This is a genomic window from Anaerosphaera multitolerans (assembly GCF_004006535.1).
Lineage (GTDB): Bacteria > Bacillota > Clostridia > Tissierellales > Peptoniphilaceae > Anaerosphaera > Anaerosphaera multitolerans.
On record NZ_RLIH01000008.1, the window covers coordinates 1 to 16,021 of the forward strand.

15 protein-coding genes are annotated in these 16,021 nt (G+C 33.9%); 1 reads left to right on the forward strand and 14 read right to left on the reverse strand.

The features are described from left to right. Window positions 1–72 precede the first annotated feature (72 nt). From EF514_RS06380 to EF514_RS06405, 6 genes are all read right to left on the reverse strand, one after another. Window positions 73–1,623 carry a Na+/H+ antiporter NhaC family protein gene (locus EF514_RS06380; RefSeq protein WP_127724604.1) on the reverse strand — a complete coding sequence of 517 codons (1,551 nt, stop codon included), beginning with the start codon at window positions 1,621–1,623 and terminating at the stop codon, window positions 73–75. A gap of 215 nt (window positions 1,624–1,838) precedes the next feature. Continuing rightward, on the reverse strand, window positions 1,839–2,477 hold the full coding sequence (trmB, locus tag EF514_RS06385) for a tRNA (guanosine(46)-N7)-methyltransferase TrmB (protein WP_127724605.1): 639 nt from the start codon (window positions 2,475–2,477) through the stop codon (window positions 1,839–1,841). A 48-nt stretch (window positions 2,478–2,525) separates the two neighbouring features. Further along, window positions 2,526–4,019 carry a lysine--tRNA ligase gene (gene lysS, locus EF514_RS06390; RefSeq protein WP_127724606.1) on the reverse strand — a complete coding sequence of 498 codons (1,494 nt, stop codon included), beginning with the start codon at window positions 4,017–4,019 and terminating at the stop codon, window positions 2,526–2,528. A gap of 9 nt (window positions 4,020–4,028) precedes the next feature. After that, a complete protein-coding gene (gene greA / locus EF514_RS06395; RefSeq protein ID WP_127724679.1) occupies window positions 4,029–4,502 on the reverse strand; it encodes a transcription elongation factor GreA in 474 nt (157 codons plus the stop codon). Between the two features lie 103 nt (window positions 4,503–4,605). Then, window positions 4,606–5,550, reverse strand: coding sequence for a tRNA dihydrouridine synthase DusB (gene dusB, locus EF514_RS06400; protein WP_127724607.1), 945 nt, complete (start codon window positions 5,548–5,550; stop codon window positions 4,606–4,608). Continuing rightward, complete coding sequence (locus tag EF514_RS06405; protein ID WP_127724608.1) at window positions 5,534–6,331, reverse strand: type III pantothenate kinase; 798 nt, start codon at window positions 6,329–6,331, stop codon at window positions 5,534–5,536. Before EF514_RS06405 ends, dusB begins: the two co-directional genes overlap by 17 nt. 404 nt (window positions 6,332–6,735) lie before the next feature. Here EF514_RS06405 and EF514_RS06410 point away from each other — a divergent pair, with 404 nt between their 5' ends. Next, window positions 6,736–9,198, forward strand: a complete 2,463-nt coding sequence (locus EF514_RS06410) for a transglycosylase domain-containing protein (RefSeq protein ID WP_127724609.1) — start codon at window positions 6,736–6,738, stop codon at window positions 9,196–9,198. Window positions 9,199–9,231: 33 nt separating this feature from the next. Here EF514_RS06410 and EF514_RS06415 read toward each other — a convergent pair whose 3' ends face one another. From EF514_RS06415 to EF514_RS06450, 8 genes are all read right to left on the reverse strand, one after another. Further along, complete coding sequence (locus tag EF514_RS06415; protein ID WP_127724610.1) at window positions 9,232–10,584, reverse strand: YjiH family protein; 1,353 nt, start codon at window positions 10,582–10,584, stop codon at window positions 9,232–9,234. A gap of 151 nt (window positions 10,585–10,735) precedes the next feature. Continuing rightward, window positions 10,736–12,664, reverse strand: a complete 1,929-nt coding sequence (gene ftsH / locus EF514_RS06420) for an ATP-dependent zinc metalloprotease FtsH (protein WP_276317177.1) — start codon at window positions 12,662–12,664, stop codon at window positions 10,736–10,738. A gap of 51 nt (window positions 12,665–12,715) precedes the next feature. Then, window positions 12,716–13,243, reverse strand: coding sequence for a hypoxanthine phosphoribosyltransferase (gene hpt, locus EF514_RS06425; protein WP_127724611.1), 528 nt, complete (start codon window positions 13,241–13,243; stop codon window positions 12,716–12,718). After that, window positions 13,230–14,576 carry a tRNA lysidine(34) synthetase TilS gene (tilS, locus tag EF514_RS06430; RefSeq protein ID WP_127724612.1) on the reverse strand — a complete coding sequence of 449 codons (1,347 nt, stop codon included), beginning with the start codon at window positions 14,574–14,576 and terminating at the stop codon, window positions 13,230–13,232. The genes hpt and tilS overlap by 14 nt, the downstream gene beginning before the upstream one ends. A gap of 47 nt (window positions 14,577–14,623) precedes the next feature. After that, window positions 14,624–15,016, reverse strand: a complete 393-nt coding sequence (locus tag EF514_RS06435) for a S1 RNA-binding domain-containing protein (RefSeq protein ID WP_127724613.1) — start codon at window positions 15,014–15,016, stop codon at window positions 14,624–14,626. An 18-nt stretch (window positions 15,017–15,034) separates the two neighbouring features. Beyond that, on the reverse strand, window positions 15,035–15,358 hold the full coding sequence (locus tag EF514_RS06440) for a septum formation initiator family protein (protein ID WP_240649022.1): 324 nt from the start codon (window positions 15,356–15,358) through the stop codon (window positions 15,035–15,037). Window positions 15,359–15,429: 71 nt separating this feature from the next. Then, window positions 15,430–15,672 carry an RNA-binding S4 domain-containing protein gene (locus tag EF514_RS06445; protein ID WP_127724615.1) on the reverse strand — a complete coding sequence of 81 codons (243 nt, stop codon included), beginning with the start codon at window positions 15,670–15,672 and terminating at the stop codon, window positions 15,430–15,432. A gap of 51 nt (window positions 15,673–15,723) precedes the next feature. Further along, the gene (locus EF514_RS06450) at window positions 15,724–16,002 is read right to left on the reverse strand and encodes an HU family DNA-binding protein (protein ID WP_127724616.1); all 279 of its coding nucleotides are present in this window, start codon (window positions 16,000–16,002) and stop codon (window positions 15,724–15,726) included. Window positions 16,003–16,021: the final 19 nt, after the last annotated feature.

Genomic DNA, 16,021 nt, shown 5'->3' on the forward strand with positions numbered 1-16,021 from the left:
TTATATTCATTTAAATTAAAAAAATAGAAGGTCTAATAACCTCCTATCTTTTCGTTTTTTTAGTATATTTAATTAAGTCAATACGAATACCGACATAATTACTGCTGATATAAACAATGGTATGTTAAAGGATAAAAATGTAGGGATACACGTATCTCTAATGTGATCATGTTGTCCATCTACGTTAAGGGCAGCAGTAGGTCCAAGAGTTGAATCCGATGCCGGAGCACCTGCATCTCCTAACGCAGCAGCTATACCTATTAAACAGGCGATCGCCGTAGGAGTAAAGCCCATTTCCAAACCTAGAGGTACATATATTGCAGCTATTATAGGCACTGTACCGAAAGATGTACCTATTCCCATATCAATTGTAAGACCTACTAATAGCATTACTACCGCTGCCGCAATTTTATTATCTCCAAGTAAGCTTCTTGCCCCTTCTACTAGAATCGGAACTTGTCCTGATTCTACTATTACTGCTGCATAACCTGCTGCAACTAACATTACAAAGGAAATATATCCCATTAAATCTACTCCACCATTTAGTATACCTTCAGTGTCTTTAAATTTATAAACTCCAAAAGGTACCATTGCCACAACTCCCACTAAACCTCCAAGAGGTAGTGAAGATGTTAAAAGTTGAGTAAGTACTGTTAAAACCAACGCAATAATTGCACCGAACTCTCTTTTATTATCGTCATAGACAGTTCCATCATCTTCTTTTTTACCGCCCATTAAGTATACAATCGCACCCACAGCTATTACTGATATTATAAATACAATTGAATATTCTTTCCAAGGAATTGAGTTTTCCGCTCCCATCCCCATTCCGTAACCCTTAAAGGCTTTGTAAATTTCAGGAACTAATATACCTGCAACAAGTCCTGCAATTATAGAAGCTTGACTTCTGCTAAACTTCTTGTTAATAACTTTTTCTTTTTCCAAGTTCACTGTTTTTTCTTCGTAGTCCCTATCTTTATTAAAGACAAAAAACACTGCCACTAATAAACCTATTATCATACTTAGACCTGGAATCATCGTACCCTTCCATACATCCATTTTGTCAAAGGGAAGTCCATTTTTAGTCATAGCATCTGCAATTATGGTATGAAATAATAAACCGAAACCGAAGGGGAATGCCACATAGGGCATCTTAACACTGAAAGTTAAAGCAGTTGCCATTGCCCTCCTGTCAATTTTAAGTTTATTCATAATAGGAATTAGAGGTGGAATTAAAATCGGCATGTACGCAATATGTATCGGTACAAGGTTTTGTGACAAACAACCAACAGCTGCTATTACAAGAATAAACACCTTTTTCTTATCTCCTACAATTTTCGTTACCACTCTGGAAAGAATAGTTACCAAATCTGTAGTTGCAATGGCCGTTGCCAAAGCCCCCAATAACACATAGGCAAGTGCCGTTTCTCCATTATCTCCCAATCCACTTATGAATATGGAAATAGTATTAATGAGTCCCTCAAAGGAAAAGCCTCCTAATGCAGGAGACATTAAGCCAGCTAAAATTGCTGATAAAAATATTGCCAACATAATATCTACTTTTAAAATTGCAAGAGCACACATTACTACTACCGATACTATAACGGGATTTAATAATAACATATTATTCGCCTCCTTATTTATTAGTTATATCTTAATAACTTGCAAATAATTATACTATTTTAAAATCTCCTTAGCTATCGATTTCCTTTGATTTTACCGCCTCTTTACTTACTGTTTACACCACTTTTACATAAAATCGGCAAACCCTTTCCCTTTATTGCAGCGCATTGATACTATGATAATTTAGCACAGTGATTTTGCTGGTTTTCCCAATGCTATTTTATAATTTTAAAAACTCCATAACAGATAGGTATGTTTTTGTCTCTCCATTTTTGTTCATATTCAGTTACAATATTTTCCGGATAGTCACTTAATTTCATATCGAAATCTACAATTTTATTTTCAAAAGAATTATCCTTAAAATACTCAAGAGAATCTTCAAAAAAATCTCTGTCATCGGTTTTTAAATGAATTTCCGAATTTTCCCTTAATATATCTCTATACTGAACTAAAAATCTGGGATGAGTAAGTCTTCTTTTATTATGCCTTTTTTTCGGCCATGGATTGCAAAAATTAATATATATTCTATCTAACTCGTCTTTGTCAAAGTATTCAATAATATTTTCCGCATTAATAGGTAAAGCTCGCACATTTTCCAATTCATCTTCCTTAATTTTTCTACATGCATAGACAAAGGCATTTGTATCTAGTTCTATTATTACATAGTTAATATTAGGATTCCTTTTGGAAAGCTTAGCTATAAACTGCCCCTTACCTGCACCTATTTCAATATGGATGGGATTGCTATTTCCAAAAACCTCTCCCCAGTGACCTTTGTACTTTTTCCCTTCAAAGAACACTTTTGGGTTTTCTTTCATTTCAGGTACTGCCCAATGTTTTTTTCTAAGTCTCAAGTAACCACCTCTAATTTAAAAAGGGTTGCTGCTAAGCAACCCCTAAACTTAATTTTCTTCTTTTTCTATTCCTATCGGTTTCATAGTTGGGAAAAATACAACGTCCCTAATACTTGGCTGATCTGTTAAAAGCATAACCATTCTATCTACACCGATTCCAAGTCCGCCAGTAGGAGGAAGACCTACTTCCAAAGCATTTACAAAATCGTGATCCATAGGATGAGCTTCCTCATCTCCGGCTTCTTTTTCTCTGACCTGTGCTTCAAATCTTTCTTTTTGATCTATAGGATCATTTAACTCTGAGAATGCATTTGCAAATTCCCAAGTATTGATAAAGGCTTCAAATCTATCTGTAAGTCTCGGATCATCAATACAACGCTTTGCCAAAGGAGAAACTTCAACTGGATGCTTTAATACAAAAGTAGGTTGAACTAAGGAAGCTTCACAAAATTCTTCAAAGATTTCAGAAATAACTTTTCCCCTTGACCAATCCTTCTCAACTTCCAAACCCTTTGCCTTTGCTATTTCAACAGCTTCCTCATCTGTTTGAATTTCATTAAAGTCAATGCCTGTAATCTCCTTTATGCAATCTATCATAGTAATTCTCTTCCAAGGAGCCTTTAAATCTATTTCAGTACCTTGATAGTTTATTTTTGTAGTTCCATAAAGTTCAAGAGCTGCATTTTCAAAAATACCCTCTGTAATTCTCATCATTTCTTCATAGTCAACGTAGGCCTGATAAATTTCAATGTTTGTAAATTCAGGATTATGTCTTGTATCCATTCCCTCATTTCTAAACATCTTACCCATTTCATATACTTTATCTATGCCGCCTACTACAAGTCTTTTTAAATAAAGCTCATTGGCAATTCTAAGCTGCATATCCATATCCAAAGTGTTGTGATGAGTTAAAAATGGTCTGGCATTAGCCCCTCCTGCTACTGTCCCGAGAATAGGAGTTTCCACTTCTAAAAAACCCTTTTCATCAAGATAATTCCTAATGGACTTTAAAATTTTAGTTCTCTTTAGAAAAACCTCTTTTATTTCAGGATTTACTATTAAATCAACATATCTCTGTCTATATCTTAAATCCGGATCTTTAAGTCCGTGAAATTTCTCAGGTAAAATTTGAAGAGATTTTGCAAGTAATATGGTATGTTCCGCTCTAACTGAAATTTCTCCCGCTTCAGTTTTAAACACTTCACCTTTAACACCTACAATATCTCCAATATCAAAGCCCTTTACTTCTTCATAGTTTTCAAGAAGCACGTCTTTTCTTGCAAATATTTGAATTCTTCCTTCATTGTCTTGTATATCAAAAAAAGCAATTTTCCCATGACGTCTCTTACTCATTACACGCCCTGCAACAGATACTTTTTTCCCTTCATACTCCTTAAAGTTGTTTTTTATTTCCATTGAGTAATCAGTTACATCATACTTGGAAATTTCAAAGGGATCTCTTCCCTCTTCTTTTAAATCCTTTAGCTTTTGTCGCCTTAATAAGAGCATCTCATTAAGTCTTTTTTCGTCAGCTTTTTGCATCTTTCCCTCCTATAAAGATATTCCAACAACCTCATACTTTACTATTCCATCAGGTACTTCAACTTCTGCAACTTCCCCGATTTTTAAACCTATTAATTTTGAGCCCACAGGGCTTTCGTTAGAAATCTTTCCTTCTAAAGGGTCCGCTTCAGCTGAACCTACAATAAGAAATTCATCTTCTTCACTGTCCGATAAATCCTTAACCGTTACTTTACAACCTATATTTACTTCTTCCGTAGTAATTTCTTTTTCATCAATTACTCTGGCATTTCTAACCATCATTTCAAGTTTGGCAATTCTCTCTTCAACTTGAGCTTGTTCGTTTTTAGCTTCATCATATTCAGAGTTTTCCGATAAATCACCATATCCTAAAGCAATTTTTATTCTCTCGGAAACTTCTTTTCTTCTAACTGTTTTTAAATATTCTATTTCAGATTCAATTTTCTCTAATCCTTCAGCAGTAAAAAAAATATCTTTTTCCACCATTTTTCTCTCCTCATATAAAAAAATAAGGTGTCTAATGCAATTAGTCACACCTAAAGTCTAAATCATTATAGTGAAATAATGTATAATTGTCAAGCTATTCCTATATTTGAGTCATATATTCCCTTAAAACTTCCTCAACTTCTTCAACTTTTAGCAACTTATTTAATTTATCCTTTATCTCCTTAGAACCCTTCATAGATTTTAAATAACCCATAAAGTGTTTTCTCATTTCAATAAGTCCAAGCTTTTCACCCTTGTATTTACAGTTTAATCTTAAGTGGTAAAGAGCCATTTCCACTCTTTCTCTGTCTGTGGGTTGTACATATTTTACGCCCTTTAACTTTTTATATACTTCATCAAATATAAAGGGATTTCCTATTGCCCCTCTTCCTATACTGATTCCGTCAACTTTTGAATAGCCGATTTTTTCAACAGCATCATCGTAGCTTAAAATATCTCCATTTCCTATAACAGGTATGTTCACACTTTCCTTTACCTGTTTTATAAAGTTCCAATCAGCCTTTCCGCCATAGTACTCCTCTCTAGTTCTTCCATGTACAGTAATAAAATCAATTCCCGCTTTTTCAGCAAGCTTTGCCACTTCTAAAGAAGATATACCTCTTATACCTTTTCGTATCTTTATGGAAACCGGTTTTGTAGAATTTTTTACTACTTCTTTCATTATCCTGTAGCACAGTTCCGGTTGATCTAAAAGCGCCGAACCGTTGTTGTTCTTAACTATTTTAGGTGCCGGACAACCCATATTTATATCTATTGTAGAAAAGTCCAACTTATTTAAGCGTTCCTTTACTACACTCCCCATAATATCAGGATCATCGCCAAATATTTGAACAGCAACATTTTTTTCCTTAGGAGATATTTCCAATAGCCTGGAAGTTTTTTTATCTCCAAAGTAAAGAGCCTTAGCACTAATCATCTCCGTCACTACCATATCAGCATTATATTCAGAACAAATTTCTCTAAAGGCAATATCAGTATAGCCCGCCAAAGGAGACAGTATTGCTCCATTAAATTTTATTTCCAATTAAATCTTCCTTATTTAAATCATAAATTGTTTTTAATCCATGAAGAGTCAAAAATCTATCTATTACAAAATCATATTTTGAATCCGTTGTAAGCAAACTGGCAAATCCACCTGTTGAAATTAAATTAATATCATCTACAGTTATGCCGATTTCTTCCACTATCTTTTCCACTATTCCCTCAATCATTGTAGTGAATCCGAAAAACAAACCCGATTGCATTGCATTTACCGTATTTGTTGCAATTAACTTTTCAGACTTAACTATTTCAATCCTTGGCAACTTTGAAGTTCTCATAAATAAAGCCTCCGCCGATATACCTATTCCCGGTAAAATCAAGCCGCCCAAGTAACTGCTCTCATGGTCTATTACACAAAAGGTAATAGCCGTTCCTATATCCACTATTATACAAGGACCACCATACTTATTAATAGCCCCCACAGCATTTACTATTCTATCTGCACCCAATTCCTTAGGGTTGTCGTACTTAATATTTATACCTAACTTTAAATTTTGATCAACTATTACAGGTTGAACGTTAAAATACTTAATAACCATACTTGGAATAGTATGCATTAAATTGGGAACTACTGAAGAAATTATAACATCTTCAATATCATTTGGATTTATATTGGCGTGAGAAAGAGTATTGAAAAACAAAATTCCATATTCATCAGAAGTTCTGGTCTTTATAGTGGAGATTCTAAAATCCTGAACTAGCTCTCCATTTTGATATGCCCCATATACAATTGCCGTATTGCCCACATCTATTACTAATAACATTTTTAACCCCTCTTACTAAATTTAAGCCTATAACTTATTCTTATTATTTTACCCACTTTCAATTAAATTCATACATAATTTCCGCTTTAATATCTTCAACTAATTTTATAATTATGCCATAATTACATAAGGTATGTAAAGTAACTTTTGTATTTAATTTCACATTATTTTTCCAGCTGAAATTTAGTACCTACCTAATTAAGCCTTGCATAAATCATATCCTATTTAATCACTTATTATTTTTAGACAACAGCAAAACAATCTTAAATCTTATTCCTCTTTAGCCTTGATTTTATAATTCTTTACAGTTTGATTACATATTCTATAATTTTGATAATTGGCATATTATTATAATATTTTTTAGAAAAAATCTGATATAATATAAAAGATTAAGGAGGTCACTCATGAAGAAAACACAGAAGCATAGAAAAAAAAGCAGTTTTTACTTTTCAAGCTTTTTTAAAATACTTATATTAACAATAATTATGGCTATTGTGTTAGTGGGTACAATTTTTGGAACCTATGTACTTGCAGTACTACAAGATGCCCCAAAAATAGACCCTGAAAACTATCGTAGTCAAATAAATGAAACCTCTAAAGTCTATTCTGATAACGGTCAACTTATACAAACCTTGGTTTTAAATGAATTTTCAGAATATGTTACTTTAGATAAAATTCCTCAAAACTTGCAAAATGCAGTTATTGCCGTAGAAGATGAAAGATTTTATAAACACAGTGCAGTGGACTTTAAAAGAGTCATCGGTGCCTTTGTATATAATCTTAGAACGGGAACCCTTGGACAAGGAGCATCTACTATTACTATGCAGCTTGCCAAAAACCTATATACCGGATCTCAAAAGAGCGTAGAGAGAAAACTTACAGACGTATACTACGCCTATGCTTTAGAAAGTGTCTTAAGTAAGGAGCAGATACTTGAAGCCTACTTAAACTCTGCCGGTTTTTCTAAAGGTACCGTTGGTGTACAGGCTGCCGCAAAGACATTTTTTAACAAGGATGTATCCGAATTAAGTTTAGCGGAATCAGCTCTTGTTGCAGGTATTACAAACAGACCTGAAAAATATTCTCCCTATAATTCTGAGTATATAACTGCAGAAGATAACTTGGAAAATATTCAACTGGTTTTAACACCTGTAAGCGAAGAATTTGTAAACTCTGAGGAAACTTTACAAATTGCGGAAAATCTACACGAACTTGGAAAGATTGACTCCTTTGAACTGTCACAAATTCAACAAAACCAGCTTACTCCTGTTAAAGCGGTTTTTAATCCGACTTCAAAAGAACGTCAAGAACTTATATTAGATTTGATGTTGAAACAAAAATATATTACAAAAGAAGAACACGATGAAGCTGTAAATGCACCTATTGAAATTAACCTTGGTGAAAGAAAAGAAAAGGGAATTTCCTCTTTCTACGTTGACATGGTAAAAGAAGAGGTAAAGGACATTCTAAAGGATCTTGGTTATACTGAAGAAGACGTTGAAAAGAAACTTTATACCGGCGGTTTGGAAATCCACTCTTCTATGAATGTGGAAATTCAAAAACATATGGAAGAAACAGTTTCCAACACCAGCTTATTCCCGGGAACTTATACAAATGATAAGGGAATCCTTCAGCCTCAAATAGGTTCGGTACTAATGGACCCTCATACGGGAGAAGTTAAAGGATTAATTGGAGGTCGAGGTATTGCCGGAGCTTCTATGTTAAATAGAGCTACAGATCCAAGACAACCCGGTTCAAGTATTAAACCTATTTCTGTCTATATGACCGCTTTTGAAGATGGAGCTACTATAGCAGACGTATATAAGGACTCTCCTATAACTACTCTGTATCCTAAGTGGAATCCTAAAAACGTAGGCTCCTATATGGGATGGACTACTATTAGAAATTTAATCAAGAGATCTTCAAATGTTGGCGCCATCTTAGTGGCAAGAGATATCGGTTCCGACAGAGATGCCGCTGCCAATAAAAACAACACCTACTCCAAGGAAGTTGATGAAGAAAAAGCAATGGAAATGATAATGGAAAACTTGGAAAATATAGGTGTTTCCACCTTAGTCTGGCCGGATACACCGGAAAATGAAGACAAGACTTATAAAGATTCTAAATCTAATGATGCCAATACCAGTTCCCTTGCCTTAGGGGGAATGACAAGAGGAATTTCTCCATTGGAAATGGCAGGAGCCTATACTCCCCTTGCCAATGAAGGGATCTATCAAAAACCTACTTTTGTAAATAAGATAATTTCTCCAATGGGAGATACGATTTATGAAAAGAAAGATGAAGGCAAAGAAGCAATGTCTAAAGAAAACGCCTTTATTTTAACGACAGCTTTAGAAGATGTAGTTAAATCAGGTACAGGTACGGCAGCAAATTTCCCTAACATGCCTATTGCAGGTAAGACAGGTACTACTACCGGACCTAAGGAAGTTTGGTTTGTAGGCTATACTCCATACTATGTATGCAGCGTATTTATAGGTAAAGATAAAACTGAAGAGCGTCAAATTTTAAACACCTCTTCAAGTACCCCTGCCAGAATTTGGAAGGAAATAATGAGACCTATACACGAAGACCTTGAGGATAAAGAATTTGAACAACCTGATGGTGTTGTTAAGAAATATGCCAAAGGTACAGGCCGTTCCGATTATTTTGTAGAAGGTACAGAGCCACACTTTACAAATAAATTATATTGGAATGCACCTTCAGAAAGCTCTACTAAAAAAGACAGTAAAGACGATAAGGATAAGAGTTCAGATAATAAATCAAAAAGTTCTGATGATAAATCTAAAGATTCCACTAAATCGTCAAAATCAGATAATTCTAATTATAGAACGAATAGTATAAATTAAAAGAACTCTTCTCAAATGAGAAGAGTCTTTTTATTAAAATAGTAGATGAGCTACGGCAATAATCACAGGTAATGTTACTAAAGTTCTCTCTACATATATAATAAATAAATCCACGAAACCTATATCTATTTTAGAGCCCAGTATTACAGAACCTGCCTCAGACAAATATACTAACTGCGTTACAGATAAAGTTGCTACTATAAATCTCGTCATTTCACTGGGAATAGTAGCTCCTATTACTGACGGAATAAACATATCCGCAAATCCTACCATAACCGTCTTTGATGCCTCAACGGCATACTCCACATTAAAAAAATTGTAAATAGGTATAAAAGGCTTGCCTAAAATTTCAAACACACTTGTGTATTCTGCTATAATAAGCCCCAAAGTTCCAAAGGCCATAATTGAAGGCAATACTCCAAACCACATATCAAATACCGTTGAAGTTCCGTTTTTTATAAATTTAGATAGGTTAAAACTGTCTTCAGCTTTTTCAACAGCCAACTTCAAACCCCACTGACCGGTGTTATATCCTTTTGGAATATTTTCCCCCAAATCTTTTTTCACACCCTTGTAGTATGTATTTTTTTTCTTTGAAAGCGGAGGTATCCTAGGCAAAATTAAAGCTGCAACTATTCCCGAAGCTACAACAGTTAAATAATAAGGACCGAATAAATAAACCAAATCCACTGTCTTTAAAACCACTAGACAAAAGGTAATTGATACAGCCGAAAAAGTCGTGGCTATTACCGCTGCTTCTTTGGCAGTATAATAACCTAATTCATACTGTTTATTTGTAAGTGCAACTCCAATAGTACCGTCCCCTACCCAAGATGCTATGCAGTCAATGGAGCTTCTTCCCGGAAGACCGAAGAAAGGTCTCATTACAGGTGTCAATAGCGCTCCTACATACTCCAATAAACCGAAGTCCGTTAAAAGAGGAAGTAGAAATCCCGCAAATAAAAACATTGTAAACAATGTCACTAATAAATCAAATAGAATTAGCGAACCTGTATCCTCTGAATAAATAAATTCAGGACCCATTTTAAAATAAGCGCAATACGCAAAGATCAAGCCCATAATGCGTATTATCATCCACAGGTTCGACACATTTGCTATTCCCCTTAAAAAATTATTTTTCTCTATAATTTTCAATCCAAAAGCTTTAAATAATACTGTCAACAATGCTGTACAAGTTATAAATATTAAAATCAACAAAGGTAGAATGTCCCCTGAAATATCTACTAGCTTACTTGCCAAGAGGGCAACGGCTATAGTAGTATCTCCATTATATTTAAAAGGAAACATTAAAAATAGTACACCTAAAATAGAGGGTACTACAAACTTAAGTATTTGTAATATATTGTATTTTTCTCTATGGTCCATAAATTCCTCCAAACTCAACATAGATTTAAAACTTATCATTTTAATATTTTATCTTAAATATAAATTATTGTAAAATTATTATTACATAAACTTGCTCGAAAGTTCCATTTACATCATAAGAAGTCAACAAAAAAGAGGTTGCGCCCAACCTCTAATTTTCACTTTCACTGTCTTCAGTTTTGGAAATTATCTCTTTTGCCTTTTCAGATAAATCTTCTTCTTCAATTTTTTCATCTATGTCATATTCGGACTTTTCTATTTCCTCGCCGACAAACAGCTTTTCAAATTCTTCTCCGCTTATAGTTTCCTTTTCTAAAAGCGCATCTGAAACACGTAAAAGCCTATCCATATTTTCTGTTAATAACTTTGTAGCATTTTCATAGGCAGTATTAATAAAGTTCTCCACTTCTTCGTCTATATCCGCTGCAGTTTTTTCAGAATAATTCTTACTTCTTCCCAAATCCCTGCCCACAAATATTTCATTTTCTTCAGAGCCGAAATTAATAGTTCCCAATCTACTCATTCCATATTCAGTTACCATGGAACGTGCAATTTGGGTAGCTCTTTCAATATCATTTGACGCTCCCGTAGATATATCATCAAGAACTAACTGCTCAGCAACTCGTCCGCCTAAAAGCGTTACTAACCTTGCTTCCATTTGTTTCTTTGTAATAAAGCTAACGTCCTCTTCAGGAATATATGCAGTAAAACCTCCTGCAGCTCCCCTTGGTATAATGGTAATCATATGAACAGGATCTGTATCCGGTAATAATTTTGAAACTACTGCATGTCCTGCCTCGTGAATTGCCGTAAGTTTTCTTTCCTTATCTGTTACAACCTTGGATTTCTTCTCAGGTCCCGCTTGAACTTTTATAGAAGCTTCATTTACATCTTCCATATAAATTTTATCTTCATTTCTTCTTGCAGCAAGAAGTGCCGCTTCGTTCATTAAATTTTCCAAATCAGCCGGCGTAAATCCGGGCGTTCTCTTGGAAATAACTTTTAAATCCACATCATCTGCCAATTTTTTATTTTGAGAATGGACTTTTAAGATTTCTTCCCTACCTCTGACATCCGGTAGTCCAACGTATACAGTTCTGTCAAATCTTCCCGGTCTTAACAATGCGGGGTCAAGTATATCAGCTCTATTCGTAGCAGCCATAACTATTACTCCCTCATTAGTACCGAAACCGTCCATTTCCACTAGAAGTTGATTTAAAGTCTGTTCCCTCTCATCATGGCCTCCGCCCAGTCCTGCACCTCTACGTCTTCCTACAGCATCAATTTCATCTATAAAGATAATACAAGGCGCATTTTTCTTGGCATTTTCAAATAGATCTCTTACTCTACTGGCACCAACACCTACAAACATCTCTACAAAATCCGAGCCGCTCATAATAAAGAAAGGCACTTTAGCTTCACCGGCAACTGCCTTAGAAAGATAGGTCTTACCAGTTCCCGGAGGTCCCACTAAAAGAACTCCCTTAGGGATTCTGGCTCCCATTTCCACAAATTTTCTGGGATTTTTTAAAAAGTCTACAATTTCTCCCAGCTCTTCTTTTTCTTCTACTAAGCCGGCAACATCATCAAAAGTAACTTTTTTGCCCTCTTCCTGGCTCATCATTCTGGCCTTGCTCTTGCCAAAGCTGCTCATTTTTGAACCGCCGCCCTGATTTTGCTGTATAAATCTAAACCAAATAAAAACAAAGACGGCAATCATTAGAATCGTTGGTATCCAAGTTATATAAAAAGGTACCTCTTCATAAGGAGTATATATTATACTTATTTCTCCCTTGTCTACTTTATTTTTTAAATAACTGTCGTAGAAATCTCCCTGTCTATCTTCTTTTACCGTTGTTCTAAAAGCCTTATTCCCATCTTTTCCTTCTTTTAATTCATAAGATGCAACGTCACCATTAAATTTTATGCTCTTTACGTTTCCTGAATTTATTTCACTTACAAAATCTGTAAAACTCAATTCTTTAATTTCTGTTGCAGGCGGGTTAAAGACTCTTATCGCAAGTAAAACTAAGAGAATTAACATAAGATAAAAAGTTATTCCACTGGTTTTTCTATTCAAATACTATCACCCCTTAATTTTAATATTATATCATAAATAGTAATGAATTTATTACTTATATACACTTTCGGAAAGTATTCCCACATAAGGCAAATTTCTGTACTTCTCATTATAATCCATACCATAACCTACAACAAATTTGTCATCTATTTCAAATCCCACATACTTGGCATTTACATAGACCTTTCTTCGCTTTGGCTTAGTCAGCATCGAACATATTTCAACTGATTTAGCCCCTCTTTTCTTTATTACTTCTGTTAAATAGGAAAGGGTAAGCCCTGTATCTATAATGTCTTCCACTATTAAGACATCTCTTCCTTCAACTCTAAATTCCAAGTCTTTTAAAATTCTTACTTCTCCGGAAGTGGTAGTCCCCTCATAACTTGATACGTCCATAAAATCTATAATTATAGGCAGGTCTATTCGTTTAATAAGTTCAGCCATAAAGGGAACTGCTCCTTTTAATATACCCACAACAAGCAGCTCTCCACTATAATCTTCACTAATTTTTTTACCAAGTTCATAACATTTTTCCTTTATCACTTCTTCTGTATAAAGAATACTTTCAATTTCCTTCATCTCTTTCCTCCAAAATTATGTTCATTATTTTTTTAGTCTGCCTATCTACACAGTACATTTCACTTAATCTATAGGGGCATACCCAAATAATATTTTCATCATCACAAATTATAGGAACTAAATTTCTCTTAGACCTGTCTATTTTTTCATCTATAAAAAAGTCTTTAAGTTTTTTATTATTTTTCATTCCAAAAGGTATAAATCTATCGCCATCACGTTTGTTTCTAAGATAAAGCTTTCCCCTTACTTTATCTTGATCTATTGAAATCATATTGTCACTAACTCTATAGGAGCTGTTTTTAACAATTTTAAACCTACCCAAGGGAGTTTCATTTATACCTTCTCTTAACTCAATTAAACCAATTAAAATATCATTTTCCCTTTTTATATACAAACTATTATAGGAAAGTTCCACATTTACGTTTTTTGGAAGCGTCAAACGAGATGATGTTGTTGTTTTAACCATAAGTACCAACTCAAAAATATTTAACTTGGAAATTCCCTCTATTGAGCCTGTTTCCCTTCTTAAATATTCTCTAATAACTTCGCTTATAAAATACTCTCGCTCATCTCTTAATTTTTCAACATCTAAAATCCCGTTCCTATAATTTTCAAATATATATTCATCGACTTTTGATTTTACATAAAGATAATTTTCCGTAGAAATTTCAGATAGTCTAAGTAGTGAATTTATAAAACCGGGATTGAAATTTTCTTCAATGTAAGGAATTACTTTTAATCTGATTTTATTACGAGCATATATTTCCTCTGAGTTAGTTTCATCTTCCACATAGGTTATCTCATTTTTAGAAATATAATCCATAATCTCAGTTCTTTTTATATTCAGCATAGGTCTGTAAAGATCATCGGAAATGAAACCCATTGAGCTAAGACCCTCAATGCCCGTACCTCTAATAATTCTCAAAAGTACAGTTTCAGCCTGATCATTTGCATTGTGGGCTAAAAAAATCTTTCCATGTTCTTTGGAAAGCTCTCTAAAGAATTTATATCTTAAATTTCTTCCCGCTTCTTCACTGGATAATTTGTGATCCTTAGCATATTCATTCATATTAACTCGAATATGTTTAGATTCCAAGCCTAAACTTTTAGCTAAGTTCAATACAAATTCTTCATCTCTCTTAGAGGTTTCTCTAACTCCATGATTTACATGGGCAACTAAAATAGTTAAATTATATCTCTCCCTAACGGCATATAAATTATAAAGTAAATAGATTGAATCTGCACCACCTGATACACAGGCTATTACTTTATCATTATATTTTAACATATTAAACTGCTCAATATTATCTAAAAACTTATTATCTACATACACACAATCAGCCCCAAAAAAATAAGGTCATCTCAGATGACCTATAACTCTTATTTATTTCTTCTTTGCCCGGCCATTTTAAAATTTTCTCTTGACCTTGCTTGCTCAAACTTTTCATTTGAATCTTTTAAAAACTTAGACAATTTATCTTCAAAAGACATTTCATCATTTTGTTTTGAAGTTTCAAATTCCACAGGTTTCGTACTTTTCTTTTGAGCTTGTTTCATTGAAAGGTCTATTTTCCCCTTTTCATCAATTGATAAAATCTTTACCTTGATTTTTTGGCCCCTTTTTAAAAACTCATTAATATCTTCTACATATGAGTCAGAAACCTCTGAAATATGTACTAATCCACTTTTCCCCTCTGGTAAATTGACAAATGCACCAAATTTTAAAATGTTTGTCACTTCTCCATCAACTATCTGACCTATAGCTAATGCCATAAAAATAAATTCCTCCTGTTAGTTTGATTCTAAAACATCATCTGTTTCTCGTGCATCCTCTGCACTTTTATCTTTATCGACGTATATTATTTCTCGCGGTTTGACCATTCCCTGTTCTCTGGCAACTTTTTCAAGAAACTCAAGAGAATCAGAATCATCTATTTCCTCTTCCAAATCCTCTATTTCTCTTTTAAGCGAATCAATTGTTTTTTGATTCTCAGAGATTTCTGCAAGTTTTTGGCTCCTTAAAGATATGGATTTGCTCATAACGACTGCACCATAGGTAATTGTTATAAATATTATAATTGCAAAAAATATAGGAAAGGTCTTCTTCCGTCTCATAATAATACCTCCAAGTAAATTATTGCATTTTAAAGAATGTTTTTCAAGTAAAATATGAGAAAAGCAACAACTTATTTTATTACTTCATAAAGAGAAGACGCTTCAGATTTTGAAACATTGTCTTTTACTTCTAAAATTTTGGCTTTAAAAAGTCTATTTCCAAAATCTATTTCTAGAATATCTCCTACTTTTACCTCATCACCCGGTTTTGCAATCTTGGAGTTTATCTTAACTCTACCTGCTTCACTAGCTTCTTTGGCAACTGTTCTTCTGACTATAATTCTTGAAACCTTTAAAAACTTATCTACTCTCACACAGTACTCCCCTAAACTAAATAAAAAGAGGAGCCTAGCTCCTCAGATTCTTTACTTATTAACAGCTTCCTTAAGAGCTTTTCCCGCTCTGAATACAGGTGCCTTTGACGCTGGAATTTTAATTACTTCTTGTGGGTTTCTTGGATTTCTTCCTTCTCTAGCTTTTCTTTCTCTTACTTCGAAAGTACCAAATCCAACTAACTGTACCTTTTCACCATCTGCTAAAGCTTCTTCTACAGATGCTAAAAAGCCGTTAAGAGCCATTTCTGCATCTTTTTTAGTTAAATTGCTTTTTTGTGCAATACTTGCTACTAATTCTGATTTGTTCATTAAATTTCCTCCTTATAAT